At 66.7% G+C, this 17,307-nt stretch carries 21 protein-coding genes; all 21 read left to right on the top strand.

All coding sequences use genetic code 11. The annotated features are described in order from the left end of the window. The first annotated feature begins 126 nt into the window (after positions 1 to 126). Entirely contained in the window at positions 127 to 696 is a 570-nt protein-coding gene (locus GIY56_RS14270) for a sigma-70 family RNA polymerase sigma factor (protein ID WP_154765529.1), read from the top strand. Continuing rightward, complete coding sequence (locus GIY56_RS14275; protein WP_154765530.1) at positions 693 to 1,403, top strand: anti-sigma factor; 711 nt, start codon at positions 693 to 695, stop codon at positions 1,401 to 1,403. Before GIY56_RS14270 ends, GIY56_RS14275 begins: the two co-directional genes overlap by 4 nt. A 214-nt stretch (positions 1,404 to 1,617) precedes the next feature. After that, positions 1,618 to 1,827, top strand: coding sequence for a cold-shock protein (locus tag GIY56_RS14280; RefSeq protein ID WP_154765531.1), 210 nt, complete (start codon positions 1,618 to 1,620; stop codon positions 1,825 to 1,827). A 143-nt stretch (positions 1,828 to 1,970) separates the two neighbouring features. Then, positions 1,971 to 2,192, top strand: coding sequence for a hypothetical protein (locus GIY56_RS14285; protein ID WP_268866581.1), 222 nt, complete (start codon positions 1,971 to 1,973; stop codon positions 2,190 to 2,192). A gap of 34 nt (positions 2,193 to 2,226) precedes the next feature. Continuing rightward, on the top strand, positions 2,227 to 2,616 hold the full coding sequence (locus GIY56_RS14290) for a DUF6481 family protein (protein ID WP_328288564.1): 390 nt from the start codon (positions 2,227 to 2,229) through the stop codon (positions 2,614 to 2,616). Between the two features lie 130 nt (positions 2,617 to 2,746). Continuing rightward, on the top strand, positions 2,747 to 2,875 hold the full coding sequence (locus tag GIY56_RS18790) for a hypothetical protein (protein WP_268866582.1): 129 nt from the start codon (positions 2,747 to 2,749) through the stop codon (positions 2,873 to 2,875). Beyond that, positions 2,872 to 3,045: a hypothetical protein gene (locus GIY56_RS14295; protein WP_154765533.1), complete on the top strand. Its 174-nt coding sequence runs from the start codon at positions 2,872 to 2,874 to the stop codon at positions 3,043 to 3,045. Before GIY56_RS18790 ends, GIY56_RS14295 begins: the two co-directional genes overlap by 4 nt. A gap of 345 nt (positions 3,046 to 3,390) precedes the next feature. After that, the gene (locus GIY56_RS14300) at positions 3,391 to 4,563 is read left to right on the top strand and encodes a transporter substrate-binding domain-containing protein (RefSeq protein ID WP_154765534.1); all 1,173 of its coding nucleotides are present in this window, start codon (positions 3,391 to 3,393) and stop codon (positions 4,561 to 4,563) included. Further along, the gene (locus GIY56_RS14305; RefSeq protein ID WP_154765535.1) at positions 4,560 to 5,186 is read left to right on the top strand and encodes an ANTAR domain-containing response regulator; all 627 of its coding nucleotides are present in this window, start codon (positions 4,560 to 4,562) and stop codon (positions 5,184 to 5,186) included. The genes GIY56_RS14300 and GIY56_RS14305 overlap by 4 nt, the downstream gene beginning before the upstream one ends. A 32-nt stretch (positions 5,187 to 5,218) precedes the next feature. Then, complete coding sequence (locus GIY56_RS14310; protein ID WP_154765536.1) at positions 5,219 to 6,454, top strand: urea ABC transporter substrate-binding protein; 1,236 nt, start codon at positions 5,219 to 5,221, stop codon at positions 6,452 to 6,454. A gap of 60 nt (positions 6,455 to 6,514) precedes the next feature. Continuing rightward, positions 6,515 to 7,387, top strand: a complete 873-nt coding sequence (locus GIY56_RS14315) for an ABC transporter permease subunit (protein ID WP_328288565.1) — start codon at positions 6,515 to 6,517, stop codon at positions 7,385 to 7,387. A 2-nt stretch (positions 7,388 to 7,389) separates the two neighbouring features. Beyond that, the gene (locus GIY56_RS14320) at positions 7,390 to 8,457 is read left to right on the top strand and encodes an ABC transporter permease subunit (RefSeq protein WP_154765538.1); all 1,068 of its coding nucleotides are present in this window, start codon (positions 7,390 to 7,392) and stop codon (positions 8,455 to 8,457) included. Beyond that, the gene (locus GIY56_RS14325; RefSeq protein WP_154765539.1) at positions 8,457 to 9,173 is read left to right on the top strand and encodes an ABC transporter ATP-binding protein; all 717 of its coding nucleotides are present in this window, start codon (positions 8,457 to 8,459) and stop codon (positions 9,171 to 9,173) included. Before GIY56_RS14320 ends, GIY56_RS14325 begins: the two co-directional genes overlap by 1 nt. Further along, complete coding sequence (locus tag GIY56_RS14330) at positions 9,166 to 9,876, top strand: ABC transporter ATP-binding protein (protein ID WP_154765540.1); 711 nt, start codon at positions 9,166 to 9,168, stop codon at positions 9,874 to 9,876. The genes GIY56_RS14325 and GIY56_RS14330 overlap by 8 nt, the downstream gene beginning before the upstream one ends. Before the next feature lie 25 nt (positions 9,877 to 9,901). Beyond that, positions 9,902 to 10,897: an acetamidase/formamidase family protein gene (locus tag GIY56_RS14335; protein WP_154765541.1), complete on the top strand. Its 996-nt coding sequence runs from the start codon at positions 9,902 to 9,904 to the stop codon at positions 10,895 to 10,897. Continuing rightward, positions 10,894 to 12,420 (top strand): amidase, encoded by a 1,527-nt coding sequence (locus GIY56_RS14340; RefSeq protein WP_154765542.1) that lies wholly within the window; start codon positions 10,894 to 10,896, stop codon positions 12,418 to 12,420. Before GIY56_RS14335 ends, GIY56_RS14340 begins: the two co-directional genes overlap by 4 nt. Before the next feature lie 248 nt (positions 12,421 to 12,668). Further along, the gene (locus tag GIY56_RS14345; protein ID WP_154765543.1) at positions 12,669 to 13,901 is read left to right on the top strand and encodes an urea ABC transporter substrate-binding protein; all 1,233 of its coding nucleotides are present in this window, start codon (positions 12,669 to 12,671) and stop codon (positions 13,899 to 13,901) included. Between the two features lie 20 nt (positions 13,902 to 13,921). After that, the gene (locus tag GIY56_RS14350; RefSeq protein WP_154765544.1) at positions 13,922 to 14,788 is read left to right on the top strand and encodes a branched-chain amino acid ABC transporter permease; all 867 of its coding nucleotides are present in this window, start codon (positions 13,922 to 13,924) and stop codon (positions 14,786 to 14,788) included. Positions 14,789 to 14,799: 11 nt separating this feature from the next. Further along, entirely contained in the window at positions 14,800 to 15,846 is a 1,047-nt protein-coding gene (locus tag GIY56_RS14355) for an ABC transporter permease subunit (RefSeq protein WP_154765545.1), read from the top strand. Beyond that, a complete protein-coding gene (locus tag GIY56_RS14360; protein WP_154765546.1) occupies positions 15,839 to 16,588 on the top strand; it encodes an ABC transporter ATP-binding protein in 750 nt (249 codons plus the stop codon). The genes GIY56_RS14355 and GIY56_RS14360 overlap by 8 nt, the downstream gene beginning before the upstream one ends. Continuing rightward, a complete protein-coding gene (locus GIY56_RS14365) occupies positions 16,575 to 17,288 on the top strand; it encodes an ABC transporter ATP-binding protein (protein WP_154765547.1) in 714 nt (237 codons plus the stop codon). The genes GIY56_RS14360 and GIY56_RS14365 overlap by 14 nt, the downstream gene beginning before the upstream one ends. The last annotated feature ends 19 nt before the right edge of the window (positions 17,289 to 17,307 follow it).

Consider the following 17,307-nt stretch of genomic DNA (forward strand, 5'->3'; position numbering starts at 1 on the left):
AAAAAAACTTGCGCCGCATCCGCTTTCGGACGTGCCGTGTCATCGGGGCATGGCATCCGCGACGCGGGCACTGGACCGGTCTTGCCCGTCCATGCCACCATGCGCCGCGACAAGGGGGACAAGGGCATGACGACATCCGCCGCGGCGGCGACGGACGGAACCGTGGATCTGGCCGACGCGCTGGCCCGCTGCGCCCGGGGCGAGCAGCAGGCCTTGCGGCTGATCCTGGACACCGAGGGCGGGCGGATGCTGGGCCTGGCCCTGCGGATGCTGCAGCGCCGCGACCTGGCCGAGGAGGCCGTGCAGGACGGCATGGTCCAGATCTGGCGCAAGGCCCATCAGTTCCGGGCGGGCGAAGGGTCGGCGCGGGGCTGGATCTTCGCGGTCCTGCGCAACCGCTGCCTCAACATCCTGCGCGACGGCCGCCGCCTGGAAAGCCTGCCGCCCGAGGCGCTGACCGCCATGCAGGACGCCCGCCTGGATGCGGCGGGCGCGGGGCTGGACGCGCTTGGCGACCGCGTGGCGCTGAAGGATTGCCTGACCGGGCTGGAGCCTGCCACGCGCCGCGCGATCCTTCTGGCCTATGTCGGCGGCTTCACCCATGGCGAGATCGCGGCGATCCAGTCGGTGCCGCTGGGCACCTGCAAGTCCTGGATCCGGCGCGGCCTGGACCTGCTGCGGCGGTGCCTGTCATGAGCCGCGACGACCTGGACGCGCGCGCCGACGCCTTTGTCCTGGGCCTTCTGGACGAAAGGACCGAGGCGGAGTTGGACGCGGCCCTGTCCGGCGACCGGGCATGGGCCGCCGCGGTGGGGCGCGCGCGCGACCGGTTGCTGCCCCTGGACATGACGGCCGCGGAACTGCCCGGCGCGGCAGGCCTGTGGGACGCCATCGCCCCGAAGCTGGAACGGGCCGAACCCTCCGCCCGGGCCGAACCCCTGGCCGCCCCCCTGCCCGCGAACGATCCCCGGCCGCCCGTCCGCTGGGCGCCGGCAGGCATCGCCGCGGCAATCGGCATCCTGGCAGGGGCGGTCCTGGGCGGATCCTGGTTCGTGCCCGATCCCGTGGTGATCGCGGTCCTGGTGGACGGCGCAGGCACCCCGACCGCGGTGATCGAGGACTTCGGCGCCTCGGATGCCCGGATCCGCTTTGTCGGTTCCATCGCCGTTCCGGAGGGTCGGCAGATGCAGGTCTGGACGCTGCCATCGGCCGAAACGGGCCCGGTGTCGCTGGGTCTGCTGATGGACGCCACCGGAGCCGACCTGGACCCGCCGCGTTTGCCCCCACCCGCCGACGGCCAGCTTTACGAGATCACCCTGGAACCCGTGGGAGGCTCGCCCACCGGCCGGCCGACCGGGGCGATCCTGGCGAAGGGGCTGGCCGCAAGGCAGGACGGGATCTAGCAAGGTCCGCGGCCCGGCCTTGCGGGCGTGCAAAACTAATGCTTGACCTTCGCGGTCATTGCCTTTATCGGGGACGCACCGATATTTGTCTGCCGAGCTATGATTGTTGCGCGTTTGGCACCGCGTTCTGAACTCATCTCCCTTTCAAAATCGCCGTGTCTACCCGCTGCGCAGTCGCGCCGCGGTCCTCAATAGTGCTATGAAAGGGTTCATCATGACCACTGGCATCGTGAAATGGTTCAATTCCGCCAAGGGCTTCGGCTTCATCCAGCCCGATAACGGCGGCCCGGACGCCTTTGTCCACATCTCGGCCGTCGAACGCTCGGGGATGGGGGAACTGGTGGAAGGCCAGAAGATTTCCTTCGAGATGGAGCGCGACCGCAAGTCGGGCAAGATGTCCGCCTGCAATCTTCAAGCTGCCTGAGACAGGTTGCCCCGTCCTGCAGACATCGCGACAAAGGCCCGGGGCTTGCTTGCCGCACGGGAAGGCCAGGCGATCCGCCTGGCCTTTTCCATGAGCGCTTTCCATGACCCGCTCGCCTGGCGAGCCTTCCCAGGAGGACAGCCGTGACGGAAAACCACAGTGCCTCGCGCCGGCGCGCGGAAATGGCCTTTGCCGATATCCACACCAAGGCCTCTGCCCGCGACCGGGCCTTCGAGGAAATCGAGATGATCAAGGCCGCGCGCGAGGAAAAGACCCTCAAGCTGCGCGAAGCCCGTCTGGCCAAGGAAGAACAGGGCAAGGCGCCCGAAAAGACCCCCCCTGCCTCGAGACGCCCAAGGCCCTGAGCCGGGCCACCAGCCATCCCACCGGAACGGAACCGTGAGAAACATCAGAAAAGTCGAACTGTCCGACCGCCTCGGCAACGCCGCCGAAGCCAAGGCCGCCCTTTTGCGGGCCTACCGCGAGGCCCAGGAGGCCGCGGAACCCAACCGCGAGGCGCGCCAGCAAGAGCGCCTGGCCCTGGCGGAAGCCCGCGAACGGCGCCGCGCGCTGCGCGAGCAGGAACGCCACGAGGCGCAGGCGCGGCACGAGGCCCATCTGCACCAGCAGGAAACGGCCCTTGCCGCCGCCGCCCTGGCCGCCCGCGACGCGCGCGAAACGGCGGAAGACAGCCGGGTCGCCCGCGTCCTTGCGGACGAGGCGACGCGCAAGGCGGAACGCGACCGGCGCTATGCTAGCCGGAAGGCGCGCCAGGGCCAAAGGTCCTGACGGGCGGGCGTCGCGCGCCTTGCAAAGGACGCCGCGCGCGGCCCATGCCGCAGACGTGTGTATCCATCCTGCCGCCAAGGGGTTACCATGGCATGCCGGCGCTTATCGCCGGCCATAAAGGAGCCGACCGATGGCCAAGGGCATGGACAAGCGAAAACGCGACGAGAAGAAGCCCAAGAAGGAAAAGCCCAAGGTGATCGCCGCCGCGCCCAGCACCAAGGACGCGGTGTCCGGTCTTGTCGCGAAGAAAAGCCGATGACCCCCCACGCACCCCCCGCAGAGGCGGGGCCTGCCGATGACAGCCGCGAGATGATGATCATGCAGGCGATCCTGGGGAACTGCGCTGCACTGGGCGTCGCGCCCGATGACGCGAAACGCATGGCCATCCGCTCGATCCTGAACCTGCGCCGGGTCAAGAAGGCGGTCTAGCCGCAAGGGCCACCGCCTCGGCGGCATCGCGAGACCCCCCGGGGGGGGGCCGAGGCATCCGCCCGGCGCCCCTCCGGGCAGGCCCGGGGATGCACGGGGCCGGAACCGGTTCCCGCTTGTCCCCCGGCGCCCTTCGTCGGGTGTTCTGCGCCCTCCTCGCGGGATGCGGTTGCCGAAAAGAAGGGCAGCCCTTGCCGCCGCGGCGGTTTGAAGATTGACAGGCCGCCCGTCGCGGCCCTAGCGTCCGAGATGTGCAAGGCAACTGCGCCGCGACGCACGATCCCTATGACTTCGACATGACGGCATCTCCGCCCTGGGCACGCGCTGCCTCAGGGCCGTTTTCACATGGACAGGACCTTGGACCGCATTCCCCTCCAGATCGGCCTGCTGTTCTCGACCGAGGGACCGTACGGCACGGTCGCGCAGGCGCTGTTGAACGGGGCGATGCTGGCCTGCGGGCAGGTGAACGGGGATCCGGCCCTGCCCCTGCGGCTGATGCCGTTCCACATCAATCCCCGCGGCCGGCTGGACGATTACCGCGCCGGGATCCAGGCGATGCTGGACCGGGGCATCACCCATGTCTGCGGCTGCTACACCTCGTCCAGCCGCAAGGAGGTCCTGCCGATCATCGAAAAGCGCGACGCGCTGTTGTGGTATCCCAGCCATTACGAGGGGTTCGAGACCTCGCAGAACGTGGTCTATACCGGGTCCTCGCCCAACCAGCACCTGACGCCGCTGATCGGGTTCCTGTTCCGGGAATACGGCCCGGCGGCCTATTGCATCGGGTCGAACTATATCTGGGCATGGGAAAGCAACCGCGTCTTCCGCGAAGGCATCACCCGGTTGGGCGGGCGGATCGCGGCCGAACGCTATGTGCCCGTGGGCGAAACCGACCTGGACGGGTATGTGCGGGAAATCCTGGCGCTGCGGCCCGATTACATCTTCAATTCGCTGATCGGGTCGTCGTCCTATGAATTCCTGCGCCGCCTGCGGCGGGCCTGCGCCGCCGCCGGGATCGACCAGCCGCGCGCCATGCCGGTGGCAAGCTGCACGCTGTCCGAACCGGAACTGCACGCCATCGGCCCGGATGCGGCGGACGGGCAGATCACCTCCAGCGTCTATTTCTCGTCCCTGCGGACGGCGCGCAACGCCGACTTCGTCGCCGCCTATCGCCGGGCCTTTCCGAACGGCCCGGCGGCCTGCGCGGACGCGGAAGCCAGCTATATCGCCATCCACCTGCTGGCCCGCGCGGTGGCGCGCGCGGGCGGCGATGGCGTGGCGCAGGTCCGCGCCGCCGTCACCGCCTGCAAATTCGACGCCCCGCAGGGACCGGTGCGGATCGACCCCGACACCCTGCACGCCTGCCTGACGCCCCATATCGGCGTTTCGCGCAGCGATTGCGAATTCGACGTGCTGATCGAAAGCCCCGCGCCGGTGAAGCCCGACCCCTATCTGGTAGAGTGGTCGCGCACCCTGGAACTGCCATCCCCGCCCTCGCATCTGAGGATCGTGACATGAAACAGCCCCGCGTGACGCAGAACTTCCGCGACTTCCGGGCCACGGTGGTGACATCGGACAGCCGCACCGTGACCACGCTGCAAACCGTGCTACCCCGCCTGGGGCTGGTGGTCGATGCGATCCGCCAAACCCTGCCCGTCGAACCCGCGCCCGGGCCGCGCGTGGTCTTCATCGACGGCGACATGGCGCTGCCCCCCGTGGGCGAGGAACCCGGGATGCCCCCCGGTTGCGCCATCGTGGGCCTTGTCGGGTCCGAGGCCCCCAGCCGTCTGCGCGGCCTGGTCAGCCTGGGCGCGCAGGCCTTCCTGACCAAGCCCGTCCACAGCGGCTCGGTCTATTCGGCGTTGTTCCTGGCGGTCAATTCCTTCAACCGCAGCATGGCCACGCAGGACCGGATCGAGGACCTGATGCAGCGCCGCAAGGGCCGCGCCCATGTCCTGCACGCCGTGACCGCCATGGTGCTGCGCGAGGGCATCGACCCGGACCAGGCCTATGACCGCCTGCGCCGCAACGCGATGCACGCCCGCCAGAGCGTCGAGGATTTCTGCGAAGCCCTGCGCGCACCGAAATGCAACGAGGACGAAGAAGCCTCGCCGACCGAGGAAAGGCGACGCCGGGCCTGACGCCCGCGTCACGAACCAACAAGGAGTTGTCCATGTCGAACCCATCAAGAAGCGCCGCTTCGGCGCTTGGAATCCTGTTGCTTGCGGGCGCCGCCTTCGGGCAGGACGCCGGACCGATCAGGCTGGGCGTGCTGGAGGACCAGTCCGGCGATTTCGCCCTGGCCACCATCGGCAAGGTCCACGCCATCCAGCTTGCGGCCGAGGAGATCAACGCCGCAGGCGGCATCGGCGGCCGTCCGCTGGAGCTGGTCGAATACGACACCCAGTCCGACAACACCCGATACCAGGAATTCATGCGCCGCGTGTTGCAGCGCGACAAGGTGGACGCCGTCTTCGCGGGCTTTTCATCAGCCTCGCGCGAGGCGTATCGCCCGATCGTCAACCAGTTCGACGGCCTGGCCTTCTACAACAACCAGTATGAAGGCGGCGTCTGCGACGCGAACATGATCGTGACCGGCGCCGTGCCGGAACAGCAGTTCTCGACCCTGCTGCCCTACATGATCAAGACCTACGGCCCGAACGTCTATACCATCGCGGCCGACTACAACTTCGGCCAGATCTCGGCCGAATGGGTGCGCAACATCGTGGCCGAAAACGGCGGCACCATGGTGGGAGAGGAGTTCATCCCGCTGGGCGTGTCGCAGTTCTCGCAGACGATCCAGAACATCCAGGGCGCCAAGCCCGACTTCGTGGTGACGCTGCTGGTGGGCACGGCGCAGTCGTCCTATTACGAACAGGCGGGGGCGGCGAACCTGAACCTGCCGATGGCGTCGTCGGTCAACGTGGGCCAGGGCTATGAACACAAGCGGTTCACGCCGCCCAGCCTCAAGGACATGTATGCGACCGTGAACTATGTCGAGGAGATCGACAGCCCGGCCAGCAAGGAATTCGTGGCAAAGTTCCGCGCCAAGTTCCCCGACGAGCCTTACATCAACCAGGAGGCCAGCAACTCCTACGCCGCCGTCTATCTTTACAAGCAGCTGGTGGAACGCGCGAAATCGACCGACCTGGCCGAGATCCGCAAGGTCATCGCCCAAGGCGACGTTTGCGTCGATGGTCCCGGCGGCCAGATGTGCATCGATCCCAAAAGCCAGCACGTCTCGCACACGATCCATCTGGCGCATGTCACCGCGGATCACTCGGTCGAGTTTCCGACCAAGTGGGACGCGATCCAGCCCTATTGGCTGGGCGAGGCGGGCTGCGACCTGACCGTCAGCGACCCCAGCGAGCAATACACGCCGTCGAACCCGCCCCCGTCGAACGGCTGATCCCTGCCCTGTCCGGGCGGTTCCGCCCGCCCGGACGCAACCGATCGAAGGGGCCGCCCCGTGGACATCTTCAACCTGATCTTCAGCTTTCTTTACCAGTTCGGCGACGCCTTCGCCTTTCTGGTGCTCAGCGCCTGCGGGCTGGCCGTCATCTTCGGCATGATGGGCGTCATCAACCTGGCCCATGGCGAATTCATCATGTGCGGGGCCTATGTCTCGACCAGCGCGGCCCATGCGGGCCTGCCTCTGCCGCTTGCCATCGTCGCCGGGGCGGTTGCCGCAGGCATCGCGGGCATGATCGTCGAATGGGTCGTGATCCGGCCCTTGTACCAGCGCCCGCTGGACACCATCGTCGCGACCTGGGGCATTTCCATGATCGTGACGCAAGGCACGCTGATCGTGCTTGGTCCCAGCCTGCAGGGCGTGGGCACCCCCTTCGGCAGCTTCACGATGGGCGGCTATTCCTATTCGGTCTACCGCGTCATCCTGATGATCGCGGCCGTCGGCACGCTGGCGCTGCTGTGGCTGATGTTCACCCGAACGCGCTTTGGCCTTCTGTCGCGCGCCACCATCCAGGTTCCCCATGTGGCCGAGGCCATGGGCGTCAACACCAACCTGATCTACAGCCTGACCTTCGGCCTTGGCGCCGGCCTGGCGGGGCTTGCGGGCGGGCTTTACGCGCCCACCATGACGCTGGTGCCCACCATGGGCGCGTCCTTCATGGTCGAGGCCTTTGTCACCGTCGTCGTCGGCGGGGCCGACATCTTCCTGGGCACCGCGCCCGCCGCCGCTGTGCTGGCCGTCATCAAGGCCGCGCTGACCGGCTGGCAGGGACAGCTTGCCGGGCAGATCGGCCTGCTGATCGCCGTCATCATCGTCATCCGCATCCTGCCACGCGGGATCAGCGGCAAGATCCTCAAGGAAAGGGCCTGAGAATGGCCGACCAATCCCGGCTGCGCGCCGCCCTGCGCCTGATCGAGGGACCGCAGACCATCGGCCGCCGACCGAAGTTCTGGGCAGGCGTCGCGCTGGTGCTGGCCTGCGCCTGCGCCTATCCGATGTTTGCCGACAGCTATGACGTGGGCAACAACGTCTATTTCTTCAACTGGCTGTTCATGGCCATGGGCCTGTCGCTGATCTGGGGCTATGGCGGATCGCTGAGCTTCGGGCAGACGGCCTTCTTCGGCGTCGCGGGCTACTCCTATGGCGTGCTGACGATCAACCTGGGCGATGCCTACGGGCTGACGCTGCTGTCGCTTGTGCTGGCCGTGGGCATCAGCGCGGCCCTGGCCGCCGTGCTGGGCTATTTCATGTTTTTCGGCCGCATCAACGGCGTGTTCCTGGGGATCGTGTCGCTGTCGGTGACGCTGGTGCTGGAACGCTTCATGGCGCAGACCGCCGGGCCGCAATGGGCCATCGGATCGGCCCGGCTGAACGGGTTCAACGGCATGGGCGGGATGCCCTCGCTGACGATCCCCTGGCCGGGCGGGGACATCGCGCTGTTTCCCGACCTGCCGCTTTATTACCTGACGCTGGCCTTGCTGCTGATCGTCTATCTGGCGCTGCGGATGCTGGTCAATTCGCGTTTCGGCAACGTCCTGGTCGCGATCCGCGAAAACCCCGAGCGGGCCGAGATGCTGGGCTATGACATCCGCAAGTTCCAGCTGGTGGCCTTTGTCATCGGATCGGCGCTGGCGGGGCTGTCGGGGGTGCTTTACACGTCCTGGGGGAACTACATCACGCCCGCCTCGATGGGGATGACGGCGGCGGCGCTGCCCATCGTCTGGGTGGCGGTCGGCGGACGGGGCGACCTGACCACGACGCTGGTGGGCACGCTGGCCGTGCTGATCGTGTTCCAGATGCTGACGATCCACGGCAGCCAGTATGCGCTGGTCGTGATGGGCGTCCTGCTGGTCCTGACCGTGCTGGCCGCGCCGCGCGGCATCGTCATGGGGATCGTGGACGCCCTTGGCCGATTGCTGCGCCGCAAGGAGGCCCGCTGATGGCCATCCTGGAAACCCGCAAGCTGAACAAGCATTTCGGCGGCCTGCACGTCACCGGCAATGTCGATTTCGCCTTGCAACCGGGCGAGATGCACTGCCTGATCGGTCCGAACGGCGCGGGTAAAAGCACCTTCTTCCGCCTGATCCTGGGCGAGCACCGGCCCGACAGCGGCCAGATCCTGTTCGCCGATCAGGACATCACCCGCGCCAAGCCGTTCCAGCGCATCCGCAAGGGCATCAGCGTCAAGTTCCAGGTGCCCGGCATCTTCAAGGCGCTCAGCACCCGCCAGAACCTCGTGATCGCCCTGCAACACCATGTCCCGCCGCGCGACCTGGCGCGGGACGTGGACCGGCTGCTGGAATTCCTGAACCTGTCGGGGGACCACGCGCAGCTTGCCGGCAATCTCAGCCACGGGCAGAAGCAATGGCTGGAAATCGGCATGGCCATCGCGCTGAAGCCGCGCTTGCTGCTGCTGGACGAACCCACCGCCGGGATGACCCCGGACGAAACCCATGCCACGGGCGAGATGCTGCACCGGCTGAACGCGGACGGCATGACGGTGCTGGCGGTCGAACACGACATGGCCTTCGTGCGCCAGATCGCCCACCGCGTCACGGTTCTGCATCTGGGCAAGGTCTTCGCCCAGGGCAGCATCGACGACATCACCGCCGACCCCCGCGTCGCCAGGATCTATCTGGGAGAGGCCGATGCCTGAACCCCTTCTGCAAACCGTCGCGCTGCATGGCGGCTATGGCGGCAAGCCCGTCCTGCAAGGCGTCGATATCGCCGTGAACGAAGGCGAGATCGTCGCCATCATCGGCCGCAACGGCGTGGGCAAGTCCACGCTGATGAAGACGTTGATCGGCCTTTTGCCCAGCCAGAGCGGATCGGTCCGGGTCAGGGGCCAGCCGGTCGATGGCCTGTCCGCCCATCGCCGCGCGCGGCTTGGCATCGGCTACGTGCCACAGGGCCGCGACGTGTTTCCGCGCATGACCGTGCTGGAAAACCTGCTGGTCGGCCAGTCGATTTCCGGCCGCACGCTGGAGGGCAAGCTGGCCGAGGTCCATCATCACTTCCCCATCCTTCGGGAACGCGCCGGCCAGCGCGCGGGCACCCTGTCGGGCGGCCAGCAGCAGCAGCTTGCCATCGGCCGCGTGCTGATGGGCGGGCCGTCGCTGGTCTTGCTGGACGAACCATCCGAAGGCATCCAGCCCAACATCGTCCAGTCGATCGCCAGGATCATGGTGGACCTGAACGCGAAATCCGGCCTGGGCGTCGTCTTCGTCGAACAGAACATCGACATGATCCGCGCCATGGCGCAGCGCTGCTACGTCATGGACAAGGGCCGCATCACCGCCGCGCTGACCCGCGCCGACCTGGACGACCAGGACCGCATCCGCAGCTATCTGTCCGTCTGACCCCCAATCCAAGAAAGGCATTCCCATGAGCTGGTTCGAAGACTCCATCATGGCCCGCAAGGCCATAGCCCGGGGCGAGGCGCGGGCCGAGGCCTCGCTGACCGAGGCGCAGCAGGGCCGCTATCACTACGTCTACAGCGCCGCGATCCCGCCGGCGCTGACCATCGACCCCGGCACGGTCGTCACTTGCGAAACCCATGACGCCTTCGAGGGCGCGATCACCCATGAAACCGACAAGCCCACGGAAAAGCTGAACTTTCCGTTCCTCAACCCACAGAACGGGCCGATCCGGGTCAATGGCGCGGAAAAGGGCGACACCATCGCCGTGCATATCGACAGCATCGTCCCGCGCGGTCCCCAACCCCGGGGCACCACCGTCATCATGCCCGAATTCGGCGGGCTGGTGCCCACGGCCGACACCGCCCTGCTGACCGCCCCCCTGCCCGAACGCGTGCGCAAGCTGCACGTGACCGAGGACGGCACCGTCTGGAACGACCGCGTCACCCTGCCCTATGAACCCTTCATCGGCACCATCGGCACCGCCCCGCAGATCGAGGCCATATCCTCGCTGGTGCCCGACTATTACGGCGGCAACATGGATCTGCCGGACGTGGCCCCGGGCGCGGTCGTCTATCTGCCCGTCCAGGCCGAGGGCGGGTTCCTGTTCCTGGGCGACTGCCATGCTGCGCAGGGCGACGGCGAATTGTGCGGCGTCGCGATCGAACACCCGACCGTCACCACCGTGCGCGTCGATCTGATCAAGGGCTGGACCATCAAGGCCCCGCGTCTGGAAAACGAGAGGTTCTACATGACCATCGGATCCTCGCGCCCGATGGAGGACGCCGCGCGCGGTGCCTATCGCGAGCTGATCCGCTGGATGGCCGCCGATTTCGGCTTTGACGAGATCGACGCCTACATGCTGCTGACCCAGTGCGGCCGCATCCGGCTGGGCAACATGGTGGACCCGAAATACACCGTCGGGGCATCCGTCCTGAAATCCATCGTGGGGATCGCGCAATGAAGGACATGCTTCCGCCCCTGGGCGACCTGACCGTCGCCACGATCCGCGACGGCCTGGCCAGCGGCGCCTTCACCGCCGAGGCGCTGGCCCTGGCCGCCATCGGCCAGGTCCGGGCGACGAACGGCACGTATAACGCGATCATCTTCGAAAACGACGCGGCGCTGGACACGGCCCGCGACATCGACCGCCGCATCGCGGCGGGCGAGCCGGTGGGGGCGCTGGCGGGCGTGCCCGTCGTGGTCAAGGATCCGATGGACATGGTGGGCTTTCCGTCCACCGCAGGCTGGCGGCTGCTGTATTCGGGGGCGGGCGGCGTCGATCTGATGCCCCATCGCGACAGCCCGGTGGTGGCGCGGATGCGCGCAACCGATGCGGTCATCATCGGCAAGACCAACGTGCCGATCCTCAGCTGGACCGGAACCCATGCCCATGACAGCTGGGCCGGGCCGACGATCAACCCGGCCGCACCCGACCGCGTCCCGGGCGGATCCAGCGCCGGATCGGCGGCGGCGGTCGCGGCCCACATGGCGGTGATTGGACTGGCCGAGGAAACGGGCGGTTCCATCCAGAACCCGGCCTCGGCCCAGGATCTGGTGGGCGTCAAGCCGACCATCGGGCTGGTCCCGAACGCGGGCGTGGTGCCGCTGTCGGCCAACCGCGACGTGGTCGGTCCTGTCGCGCGCACGGTCGCGGACGCCGCCGAATGCCTGACGGCGCTGGCGGGCTTCACGACCGAGGATCCGAAGACGCTGGCGTCCGTCGGCAAGATCCCGGCGGGCGGCTATGCGGCGGGGCTGTCGGCGGACGGGCTGCGCGGCAAGCGGCTTGGGCTTTACGGGCCGGGCTGGCGGCCCGACGCGCTGTCGGACGAGGCCGCGCGCCTTTACGACCGCGCCAAGGACGAACTGGAGGCGGCGGGCGCGATCCTGGTCGAGGATCCCTTTGCCGGCACCGATTTCGCCAGCCTGCGCCAAATTACGCCCGGCACGCCCTTCTTCGACGGGCGCGGGCTGGAATCGCTGCCCTATGACATGACCTGCTACCTGCGCCGCCTGGGACCGGATGCCGCGCTGAAGTCATGGGACGATTTCATCGCCGCCACCGCGTCCGAGGATGTCCTGGCCAAGGGCGCGATCCTTGGATACCTGCACGAGCTGCCCGATTTCGCGCCCTGCCTTGCCGATCCCGAGACGCCCCCGGCCCTTCCCGCCTTCACCGAACTGAAGCGGCGCTATCTGGACCTGCTGGACCGGGTCTTTGCCGAACACGATCTGGACGGGCTGGTCTATCCGCAGATGCTGAACGAACTGCCCGACCTGCAATCCGGCCAGGCTATCCGCGAAACCACCGTGGGCGAACTGAACATCGCGGGCATCCCGGGCATCACCGTTCCTGCCGGATACTACGCCTCGGGGGCGCCCTTTGGCCTGATCTTCCTGGGCCTGCAATGGTCCGAGGCGGAATTGCTGAACCAGGCCCATGCCTATGAACAGGCGACGCGGCACCGCAAGCCCGCCGTCTGATTCGGCGGCGCGAAAGACCCCGGCGGGCGGGACATCCCCGGCCGCCGCAAGAACGGGAACCCGTTCATTCCCGACGCACGGAACAGCCGCCCGGTCACAGACTGCCCATGTTCCGGCCTTGGTTTTCCCAACTGGCATCAAAATGGGCAACACGGCGAAAACCGGGAATTTTCTGTCAAAAACAATATTCTCGGTTTCAAATAAAATGCCATCCTGATCCTGCAATCATGCTTGAGGGACACTCGCAGATGATCATCAAAAGACGGCAATTCCTTCGGTCCACCGGCGCCGCCGCCGCGCTGTCGCTGGCCGCGCCGCTGGTCGCGCGCGCCGCAGCGGACACCATCAAGGTCGGCGGGCTGCACGACCTGTCCGGCGCGCTGGATCTGGTCGGCATCCCGATGGACCAGGTGTTCCAGATGGCCATCAAGGAAATCAACGAAGGCGGCGGCCTTCTGGGCAGGCAGGTCGAGGGCGTCGTCTATGACCCGCAGTCGAACATGTCGATGTATTCGCAATACGCCACGCAGATGGCGCTGAAGGACAAGGTGGCGGTCGTCATGGGCGGCATCACCTCGGCCAGCCGCGAGACGATCCGGCCGATCTTCCACAAGTTCCAGACGCTGTATTTCTACAACACCCAATACGAGGGCGGGGTTTGCGACCGCAACGAGATCACGCTGGGCACCACCCCCGCCCAGACGGTCGCGCGGATCATCCCCTATGCGATGAACCTTTACGGCAAGAAGGTCTATACCGTCGCCGCCGACTACAACTATGGCCACATCACCTCGGCCTGGATCAAGCGCTATGTCGAGGAACAGGGCGGCGAGGTCATCGCGACCGAGTTCTTCCCGCTTGACGTGGCCCAGTTCGGCTCGACCATTTCCAAGATCCAGGCGGCCAAGCCCGACTTCGTCTGTTCCGCCATGGTCGGCAGCTCGCATCTGGGCTTCTACCGGCAATGGGCGGCGGCCGGGATGAAGGAACAGATCCCGATGATTTCGACCGTGCTGGGGGCGGGCGGCAACGACCAGATCGTGCTGACCGCCGCCGAAGGGAACGGCATCCTGTCGTCCTTCGGTTACTTCGAGGCGGTGGACAATCCCGCCAACAAGGCCTTTTTGGAACGGATCAAGGCGGAATATCCCACGAACACGCCGATCATGTCCGAAATCTCGGAATGCACCTACGAGGGCATGATGATCTGGGCCGATGCCGTGCGCGAGGCGGGGTCCATCGAACGCGACGCGGTGCTGGAGGTGATCGCCAAGGGCAAGACCTATGACCTGCCGGCGGGCAAGGTGAAGATCGACCCCAAGACCCAGCACGCGATCCGCGATGTCTATATCGCCGAATTGCAGGACCAGACATTCGTGATCAAGGAATCCTTCCCCGAATCCCAGCCTGCCGACACGCAGATGGTCTGCGACCTGATCGCCGATCCGCGCGCCAACAAGCATTACGAGATCAGCCTGTAACCCAAAGGGGGGACCGACGCATGGATTATGCGATCGTCGTCGCGCTCGAGATGGTCCGGGCGGTTGCCTGGCTTGTCCTTCTGGCCGCGGGGCTTGCCATCATCTTCGGGATGATGCGGGTCATCAACTTCGCCCATGGCGAATTCCTGATGCTGGGCGGCTATACGGTCGTCGTCTCGACCGGGGCGGGCGTGAACGAATGGGTCGCGATCCTGCTGCTGGCGCCGCTGGTCGTGGGCCTCTTCGGCGTCGTCGTGGAACGGCTGGTGATCCGGCAGCTTTACGGGCGGATGCTGGACAGCCTGCTGGCCACCTGGGGGCTGTCGATGCTGATGATCGGCGGCGTCACGCTGATCTTCGGCAACACCGTCCAGGGCGTCGCCACCCCCTTCGGCGGGGTCCGCATCGGCACCTACCAGATGCCGATCTACAACTTCGTGCTGATCTTCTTCGCGGCAGCGATCCTGCTGGCGGTCTGGGCGGTGCTGAAATTCACCCGCGCGGGACTGATCGCGCGGGCGACCATGCAGAACCCGAACATGGCCGAGACGCTGGGGATCCGCACCACCCTGGTCTACATGGCGACCTTCGGGATCGGATCGGCCGTGACCGGTCTTGCGGGCGGGCTGCTGGCGCCGGTCACGGGCGTGGTGCCCGCCATGGGCGCCAGCCTGGTCGGGCAAAGCTTCATCACCGTCATCACCGGCGGCGCGGCGGTCATCACCGGCACGCTGTCCTCGGCCACGATCCTGGGGACGATCAGCCAGGGCACGACCTTCTGGGCCGGGCCGGTCTATGGCGATGCCGCCCTGCTGGTCGTGGCGCTGATCCTGCTGCGGATCCTGCCGCAGGGCATCACCGGCCGCATCTTCAAGCGCGCCTTGTAAGGAGCCATCGGATGGAAAAATCACTGACGCGCGATCCGGGTTTCTGGATCATGGTCTCCATCGGGCTGGCCCTGATGATCCTGGGTCCGATCCTGATCGACATGTTCACCATCATGCAGATCACGCAATACGTCGTCCTGTCGGTCTTCGCGCTGTCGCTGGCCTATATCTGGGGCTTCGGCGGGATCCTCAGCTTCGGGCAGGCGGCGTTCTTCGGCCTGGGCGCCTATACCTTCGCGGTGTCGTCGATCGGCATGGGCGACACGACGGTGCCGCTGCTCTTGTCCTTCGCGGTCCCGGCGGCCTTCGGGGTGGCGCTTGGATACTTCATGTTCTACGGCAAGCTGTCGGATGTCTATCTGGGCGTCGTCACCATGGTCGTCACGCTGATCTTCTGGAAGCTGGCGAACCACACGGCAGGCCCGGAATATTCCATCGCGGGCGTCCGCCTGGGCGGCTTCAACGGCATCCCGTCGATCCCCACGATCAACATCCCCGGCCAGCCCGACGCCTGGCTGGATCCGGCGCAGCTGTTCCGCTTCTTCATGGCGGTGCTGGTCATCGTCTATGTCGCGCTGCGCATCCTGATCGCGTCCGATTTCGGCCGCATCTCGATCGGCATCCGGGAAAACGAGGTCCGTGCCTCGCTTCTGGGCTATGACATCCGCCGCCACAAGGTGATCGTCTTCGCCATCGGCTCCGGCATCGCCGGGCTGTCGGGGGCGATGTGGGCGACCTACCAGTCCTTCATCGACCCCAACGCCTTCAGCATGGAGATGTCGGCCAAGGCGCTGATCTGGGTCATGGCGGGGGGCGTGGGCACGCTGCTGGGTCCGATCCTGGGCGTGATCGGGCTGCAATGGCTGACGCTTCAGATGGGCATGGTCGATTTCCTCAACAGCCTGGTCGTGCTGGGCGCGATCATGATGGTGCTGGTCCTGGCCCTGCCCAAGGGGCTGGTGCCGACGTTCAAATCCCTGGCCGTCGCGGGCTGGACGCTATGGCGTCGCGGCCGCGGTGTCGGCGGCCGCGTGAAGAAGGTGGCATCCGATGACTGACGCGACACGGGACGACGGCTATCGCATCCTGCGCACGCGCGGGTTGACCATGCGCTTTGGCGGCGTAACGGCGGTGGACAACGTCGATTTCGACCTGCGCGACGGCGAACTGCGCTGCCTGCTGGGACCGAACGGGGCCGGGAAATCGACCTTCTTCAAGTGCCTGACCGGCCAGCTCGTGCCGTCCGAAGGACAGGTGCTGCTGAAGGAACAGCCCGTCACCGGCCTGAACACGCATGAGATCGTGAACATGGGCGTGGGCATCAAGACGCAGGTGCCCAACGTCTTCGACGGCATCACCGTTTATGAAAACGTGCGCCTGTCGGCCCGGCGCAAGCACACCGCCCGGATCGCCCGCGACGTGGCCGAGGCGACGATCGAGAAATGCGGCATCCGCCACCTGATCAGGCGCGAGGTGGGCCAGCTTGCCCATGGCCAGCGCCAACTGGTCGAACTGGCGATGGTGCTGGCGGCCTCGCCCGACCTGATCCTGCTGGACGAACCGGCGGCGGGCATGACGGGCGACGAACGCGACCGGCTGGCCCAACTGGTGCTGGAGGCCGCGCGGACCGCCGCCGTGATCGTCGTGGAACACGACATGCAGTTCATCCGCCAGATCGCCAGGTTCGTCACCGTCTTCAATCGCGGCGCGATCTTCCGCGAGGCGATGATCGACGACATCATGCGCGACCGCGCGGTTCAGGAAATCTATCTGGGGAAACAGGCCGATGCCGCTGCTTGAGGTGAAGGGGCTGTCCGCAGCCTATGGTCTGGTGCCCGCGCTGCACCGCGTCGATTTCTATGTCGATCCCGGCGAGGTCGTGGGCATCCTGGGCCATAACGGCATGGGCAAGACGACCCTGATGCGCGCCATCATGGGCTTCGTGAAGGTCACCGGAGGAGAGATCGCCTTTGACGGCCAGTCGCTGCTGGGCCAATCCGTGAATGCCCGCGCCCGCGCCGGCATCGGGCTGGTGCCGCAGGGGCGCGAGATCTTTCCCAACCTGTCGGTCGAGGAGAACCTTCAGGTCGGCATCGCGGGGGCGGGCGGCGACATGGCGGGCACGGTGGCCGGGGTGCTGGATCTGTTCCCGCGCCTGAAACGCCTGCTGGACCGGCGCGGCGGCGCGCTGTCGGGGGGCGAACAGCAACTGCTGGCCCTGGCGCGCTGCCTGTGCCGCAAGCCCAGGCTGATGCTGCTGGACGAGCCGACCGAGGGGATCCAGCCCTCGATCAACGACGAGATCTCGGAAACGCTGCAGGAACTGAGCCGCAGGCAGGACATCACCATCGTCCTGGTCGAACAGAACCTGGACTTCATCACCGGGCTGGCGCAGCGGGTTTACGCGATCTCGAACGGCGTGCTGGACCGCCAGATCCCGCGCGAGCAACTGACCGATCGCCGCGCGGTCAGCGAATTCATGGGCTTCGTCACCGCCTGACACCCGCCCCATGACACCG

The organism is Paracoccus lichenicola, assembly GCF_009708075.1.
Classification (GTDB): Bacteria; Pseudomonadota; Alphaproteobacteria; order Rhodobacterales; family Rhodobacteraceae; genus Paracoccus; species Paracoccus lichenicola.